A 6,616-nucleotide genomic window follows, 5' to 3' on the forward strand; every position below is an offset into this window, starting at 1 on the left:
AAATAAGGAGGCGTTTTTATGAAGTGCAGAAAAACAATCGGGGTACAAACTAAGGGGGGAAGCGCATCATCTGCCCTATAAACTGCGTGATTCCCCCTGACATGCGGGGGTATCATTTTGGTGGAAAAGGATTTATATTCAGAGACGGAAAAATCCGTTCATCAGGGAAAAACAGCGTTTGGCTGGCTTAGCTTTGTCGCGTTTTTCAGCGTCATGAACGAGACCGTATTTAATGTCGCATTGCCCGACATTGCAGCGGATTTTGGCGTGCAGCCATCCGCGGCCGGCTGGGTGAATACAAGCTTCATCCTTTCGTTTGCCGTCGGCTCGATCATTTACAGCAGAATTTCCGATATGTACGGTTTAAAAAGACCGCTTCTCATCGGCCTCATGACATATGGAGCCGGCTCTTTATTTTGCATGCTTGCACACGCATATTTTCCGGCCGTCATTTTCGCGCGCTTTTTGCAGGGCGCCGGCGCATCGGCCGTGCCTGCGCTGATCATGGTGATGATCACGCGCTTTGTTTGTTCAGAAGACCGCGGAAAATCGTTTGGAATCGTCGGTTCATTGGTGGCGGCGGGGGAAGGCGCCGGTCCGGCGATCGGGGGAATGATCGCCCATTATATTCATTGGTCATTTCTCTTTCTCCCGCCGATGGCAGTACTCTTGTCTGTTCCTTACTTTTCCAGGAGGCTTTCTGATGAAGCGGTCTCGAAACGAAGCATGGACGTTCTGGGGATATGCCTGCTGTCGTTCGGCATTGTGATGTTTGCGCTGTTTACCGCACAATACCGCGCAGTCTATATCGCGGCAGGCGTTCTGGCGCTCTGCGGATTTGCGTTTTACATCCGCCGGGTAAAACATCCTTTTATCGAGCCGTCTTTATTTTCAAATCGAATGTTTGTCGTGATCGTTTTGTCAGGATGCATATTATTGGGAACCGTTGCCGGGTTTATCTCAATGGTGCCTTATATGATGAGAGCCGTATACCATATGAGTGCCGATACGATTGGAGGCGGAATTATATTTCCCGGAACGATCGGCGTCATCTTTTTCGGTTTCCTAAGCGGTGCATTGGTAGATCGGTTCGGCAATCGTCCGGTGTTTTCTCTCGGAATAACACTTATTGCGGCAAGCTTTGTCGCCGCATCGCAAATCGGCGATCGGGCGCCGTGGGTCATGACCGCGCTGCTTGTGTCCACGTTTTGCGGCCTCTCGTTTATCAAAACGGTAATTTCCAGCAGTGCCTCAGAAACTTTGAAGGAAGAGGAAGCCGGGGCAGGCATGGGAATCCTGAATTTCGCCTGCTTCCTATCTGAAGGAATCGGCATCGCCTTTGTCGGCGGCCTGCTGACAATTCCGGAGTTTGACATTCCGTTCCTTCCGGCAATGGGACACGAAAAGGCAGGGAAGTTCAGTTATATGCTGTTCCTTTTCACAGCTTTTGTGCTGGCGGGCGGCTTGCTGTATGTACTGACTGGCAGACGGAAAAAACGTTGAATTTTTGCTTGAGCGGCTGGGTTTGTAATATGACCCGGCCGCTTTTTAGCGTGCTTGGGAGGGGACGCATTCATGAAAAAAAAACAGCTTCATTGCAGCGGCTGGGGACGGCTTCTGCATCATTAACCTTCAAAAGTCGGGCTGCTGGTATCACCGGGAGCCCGATGGATCTCGTCATGTCAGATGGCGGACAACTGCTTTGACCGCTTGAAGTGATCCCTTTAAATAGTAGTGCATGGGGTAATTTCATCAGATGAGATATTTTTGTTGCAGGAAATGAGGTGAAAGCTTTTCTTTTTAAAGGATTTTTCTGCGAATTTTCAGGAAAATCATCTCAACATTTTTAAAATCTGTCCGATATGATTCATAGATTAAAAATTGTACGGCACAGGAGGAGACCATATGCTTATCGTGACAACGGATACGATCGCGGGTCATAACATACAAGAGGTTAAGGGAATCGTCACAGCGAGCGTTGTTCAATCGAGAAACATCGGAAAAGATATTTTGTCAGGTTTGAAATCTATGATTGGCGGAGAACTGAAAAATTATACAGAAATGCTTGAGGAATCGAAGAGAATGGTGAAAGAACGCATGGTGAAGCAGGCGGAGGAATCGGGAGCAAATGCGATCGCCGGGTTAAGGTTTGAACTCTCTGCAGGACAGGGTACCTCTGAATTAATCGGGTATGGAACGGCTGTCATCATTGATTAAACTTTCGGAGTATCAGGAGCAGGCAGTCCTTAAAACGCCTTATATCAAGGCGTTTTCTCCGACTGTTCCGATCCTTTGCGGCCTGTGAAAAGCTGGGGATATTTTCGATAGATGATGATCATGATGATCATCATGTATATGCCGTAGATGCCGAAGGAAAGCAGCTTATGTTTGCCGAAATTGGCGCCGGCAATCGATATGATGAGAGCGTTTGGGATTTTTCCCAGCGTTGAAGCGGCAAAAAAGACCGCCCATTTGATGTTGCTCAATCCGCAGACCGTATTCATGACAATCGCAGGAATGACGGGGATCAGCCTGCCCGTAAGCACGGCGGTAAAGGCATTCTCGTTAAAATAGCCTTCATACTCACCGATTTTCGGGAATTTTGAGGCCTTTTTTCTTGCCCAGTCCCTGAATCCGTAACGGGACAGAAAGAAAAGCAGCATCGTGCCGAGCATCGATCCTGATAACGTGATCATAAGGCCGCTTCCGATTCCGAAAACCGCACCGTTCATTCCGGCGGTGATGGCAAACGGAACGACAGGGAAAAAGGCGCAGGCCGCCATAAGCAGGATGCTGAATGCGACCGAATAGCTTCCGCCTGCTTTGATCATTTCAAGCCAGGCTTCTTTATGTAAAAAACCGATTATGATGATGGCAATCATCATAGCGATGCTGAGTAGTTTTTTTACCATTCTGATTGTTTCGCTGCCTCTCTTCACAATTTACGTTACATCTTTAACAAAGCGCTTTCCAGATAAGCCAAGATGTCATCGGCTTTTGACAAATTGCAATTGCTGAGCATGATGAGAACCTTCTTTTGATCCATGTAACGGTTGATCGAGCTGATAAAACCGTGGACTTCACCGTCATGCCATATTTTATGCTTATTTTGTTTATTAATGAACCACCCGTATCCGATCCAATTGTTTTGAACGAGCGCGTCTAGCGGACCTTCGCTAACAAAAGCCGGCTTGTTGATACAGCTGTACAAGGCTTCTTTCATCGATTTTTTCGTCACCAACTTCTCAGTATACAGCGCCCGGTCCCACAAATACAAGTCTTCGACAGTCGAGTAAAGCCCGCTTTCCCCATGACCGTATATGATGGGGGCTTGTACCGATCCACGGTTGAGGGCTAGATAACCGACTGTCGGGAAAATATCTTCCGGTGACGTGAAAAACCCCGAGTTTTCCATGCCTAACGGATCAAGTATCAACTGTTGAATGTTGTTTGCATAAGAATCGCCTGTGACGGTTTCGATGATTTTAGCGAGCAGGATATAGCCCGAATTGCTGTAATTAAACCTTTGGCCCGGATTGAATTCGAGCGGTTTTTCCATAAAGCAGGAGATGTATCGGTCGAGTGGAGAAAGCTCTAATTCGATATCGAGCAGTTCTTCCCCCAAAAAGTCCGGAATACCTGATGTATGGCTTAATAAATGTTTGATGGTGATCCTGTCGCCGTTTGGATAGTCGGGCAAATAGAATCGAATGGGGTCTGTTGTGCTCAGCAGCCCTTTTTCTTGCAGCTGCATGACTGCAATAGCGGTAAACTGTTTTGTCAAAGAAGCGATTTGATAGCGTGATGCCGGCCCGTTTTTCATTTTATCCTTGTAATTGGAGTATCCGTAGCCTTTGGACAAAATCACGCCATTGCGGTCGGCCAGCAGGATGCTGCCATTGAAATGATTTTTGGATGCTTGTTCCATTAAATAGGCATCGAGATGATCTGCTGTATATTCCAATAAAACCAATCCTCTCATATTCTATAATTCATTAAGTAGAAAACGGTATGTTGAAAAGGAATGTAAATAGCTGGGCGCGCCAAACATAACATTATAAAAATTTTCGGAGATTTTCCATATTTCTCGGTATAATTTAAGCTAAATTTAAGTAAAATGAAACAAAATTATGACAAAATAGTGTTGGCACTTGGGAGACGATTTGGCTGTTTCCCAGGTGCCTTTTTTATCTAAAATGAAACAAATATAAGGCGGCAGTAATGAAATGAGGAAGAAAGTCGAGGTTGCGCCCGGAGATGAGTCTAAAGATCCTCCTTTTATTTCTTGAGAAAAGGACTATATTAGTATTTTTTAATTTTACTTTAATTTTGAAGGGTTTTTCCTTTATTATCTATAATATGTTCATTACTATGTATTGGAAGAAGCCTTTCGATGCGGCGCTTCAGCTGCAGGCTTAAAACATTGCGGGAGGTAATAAAATGGAACAAAAACATATCGCCATCTTCAATATTCCGGCTCATGGACATATTAATCCGACACTGGCTTTGACGAAAAAACTTGTTGAGCGGGGGTACCGGGTGACGTATCCAGTCACGGAAGAATTCACAACTGCTATTGAAGAAACGGGGGCAAAACCGCTTCAATACCGTTCAACCTTAAATATCGATCCTCGCCAAATTCGGGAAGTGATGAAAAATAAAGAAACGGCACAACAGATGCCGGAAATGTTTAAAAAAGAAGTTGACGAAGTTCTTCCTCAGCTTGAAGCGTTTTATGAAAATGACCGGCCGGACCTCGTCATTTTTGACTTTATGGCGATGGCAGGGAAGATCCTGGCGGAAAAATTTGGGGTGAAAGCAGTTCGGCTTTGCTCGACATACGCCCAGAACGACCATTTTCACTTCAGGGCGATGGCGGAAACGATTCAAATGGGAAAGAACGCAGAACAGCTTCCTGACTTGAATAATGCCAATATTCCGTATTTTGAAGAAATATTTCAGCCGGCAAACCTTAATATTGTCTTTATGCCGCGCGCTTTTCAGCCATACGGTGATACGTTTGACGAACGCTTCCGGTTTGTCGGTCCGTCTCTTGCCGAGCGTAAATTCCAGAAAAAAGACATACCGCTTGTCAAGGATGACGGCCGCCCTGTCATGCTGATTTCACTGGGGACAGCCTTCAATGCCTGGCCTGAGTTCTATGAGATGTGCATCGAAGCGTTCAGGGATACGAAGTGGCAGGTCATTATGTCGGTTGGAAGGACGATCGATCCCGAAAGCTTCAAAGACGTACCTGAAAACATATCGATTCATCAGCATGTTCCGCAGCTTGAAATCCTTAAAAAAGCAAAGCTGTTCATCAGCCACGGGGGAATGAACAGTACGATGGAAGCATTGAATGCAGGCGTTCCGCTCGTCGTCATTCCGCAAATGCCGGAACAGGAAATCACGGCCCGCCGCGTGGAAGAGCTCGGGCTTGGAAAGCACCTGCAGCCAGAGGAAACAACTGTTCGCTCCTTGCAGGAAGCCGTTTCCAAAGTTGACGATGACGCACAAATGCTAAACCGGGTAAAGGACATGCAAAAGAACATCAGGGAAGCAGGGGGAGCGGAAAAAGCCGCCGATGAAATCGAAGCGTTTTTCAAATTGTTGACTGTAAAATAATTATGTAAACAATCATATTTCTGGGGGGACCTTTCGGGTTCCCCTTGATTTTTTCTGCTGCCTTCTGGCGGCTTTCATGGTTTTGAAAAAATGCTGACCGAAGCGGCGATCGCCAGATGGTTTAATAACTTCGCAGAAACCGCTTTTGTCTCTGCATGGCCTGAGTGACCCGGCCGGCATCATCAAAAGGATACAACCATTCACTTGCCCGGTTTAAGTAAATAAATCGTATTGTCTTATGTTGCAGCAAATCCGGGTTCTCTTTTAGCAAAACCTCCTTTTATACCCCGCTATTCGTCTTGTCCTCCCGGCGACCCAGGGCTTTTGTCATCGCGTAGAAGCATCTTAAAGACCGCCTGTTGTTTAACGAAGTCAGAAAGATGCTAAGAAGTATACAGTGCCACATTTTGAACATACTACATCTATTCATGTGTCACTTTTTAGAACGTACTGACTAGGAGGAAGCATTATGTCAAAACAGGGCAAATTCAAAAAAACGATGACATTGCTTGATCTTATATTGATCGGTATGGGAGCGATATTCGGTTCAGCCTGGCTGTTTGCCGTCAGCAATGTCGCATCAAAAGCGGGTCCGGCAGGAAGCTTTTCCTGGATTATCGGAGGGGTGATCATCCTGTTGATCGGTCTCGTGTATGCTGAGCTAGGCGCAGCTTTGCCGCGTACGGGAGGGATTATCCGCTACCCGGTTTATACGCACGGCCACCTTGTCGGCTATTTAATTTCCTTCATTACGATCGTTGCGTATACGAGCCTGATTTCGATTGAAGTAACGGCTGTCCGACAGTATGTGGCCTATTGGTTTCCCGGCTTGACGATAAAGGGGTCTGAATCACCGACGATCATTGATATGCTCCCCTAAAGGTAGACAGATGAAATAAAAAAATCTGTTTGCCTTGGGGGAGTTTTTTCATGGCTGGAAAATGGTTTTCAAAAGAAGAAAAATTGAATATTCTATCAGAATGTGATCAGG

The 6,616-nt window shown here is 46.1% G+C and carries 5 protein-coding genes and 1 pseudogene; 4 read left to right on the plus strand and 2 right to left on the minus strand.

What is annotated here, in order from left to right; all coding sequences use genetic code 11:
* Positions 1-120: 120 nt before the first annotated feature.
* Positions 121-1,503, plus strand: coding sequence for an MFS transporter (locus V7126_RS03665; RefSeq protein ID WP_231947460.1), 1,383 nt, complete (start codon positions 121-123; stop codon positions 1,501-1,503).
* 402 nt (positions 1,504-1,905) lie between these two features.
* The gene (locus tag V7126_RS03670; RefSeq protein WP_046132478.1) at positions 1,906-2,217 is read left to right on the plus strand and encodes a YbjQ family protein; all 312 of its coding nucleotides are present in this window, start codon (positions 1,906-1,908) and stop codon (positions 2,215-2,217) included.
* Between the two features lie 44 nt (positions 2,218-2,261).
* Here the strand turns inward: V7126_RS03670 and V7126_RS03675 are convergent, their stop codons facing one another.
* Positions 2,262-2,912: a TVP38/TMEM64 family protein gene (locus V7126_RS03675; protein ID WP_335496740.1), complete on the minus strand. Its 651-nt coding sequence runs from the start codon at positions 2,910-2,912 to the stop codon at positions 2,262-2,264.
* 35 nt (positions 2,913-2,947) lie between these two features.
* Entirely contained in the window at positions 2,948-3,964 is a 1,017-nt protein-coding gene (locus V7126_RS03680) for a serine hydrolase domain-containing protein (RefSeq protein WP_335496743.1), read from the minus strand.
* Positions 3,965-4,440: 476 nt separating this feature from the next.
* Here V7126_RS03680 and V7126_RS03685 point away from each other — a divergent pair, with 476 nt between their 5' ends.
* Both V7126_RS03685 and V7126_RS03690 read left to right on the plus strand, forming a co-directional pair.
* Positions 4,441-5,625 carry a macrolide family glycosyltransferase gene (locus V7126_RS03685; protein ID WP_175077280.1) on the plus strand — a complete coding sequence of 395 codons (1,185 nt, stop codon included), beginning with the start codon at positions 4,441-4,443 and terminating at the stop codon, positions 5,623-5,625.
* A gap of 469 nt (positions 5,626-6,094) precedes the next feature.
* Positions 6,095-6,487, plus strand: a pseudogene (locus V7126_RS03690) (amino acid permease); the annotation flags it as partial.
* Positions 6,488-6,616: the final 129 nt, after the last annotated feature.

It is taken from the genome of Bacillus sp. JJ675 (assembly GCF_036963165.1).
Classification (GTDB): domain Bacteria; phylum Bacillota; class Bacilli; order Bacillales; family Bacillaceae; genus Bacillus; species Bacillus glycinifermentans.

Excerpts from the sequence above, each read along its gene's own strand:
- V7126_RS03670 (WP_046132478.1), top strand. The coding sequence starts at position 1,906 with ATGCTTATCGTGACAACGGATACGATCGCGGGTCATAACATACAAGAG.
- V7126_RS03685 (WP_175077280.1), top strand. The coding sequence starts at position 4,441 with ATGGAACAAAAACATATCGCCATCTTCAATATTCCGGCTCATGGACAT.
- V7126_RS03675 (WP_335496740.1), bottom strand. The coding sequence starts at position 2,912 with ATGGTAAAAAAACTACTCAGCATCGCTATGATGATTGCCATCATCATA.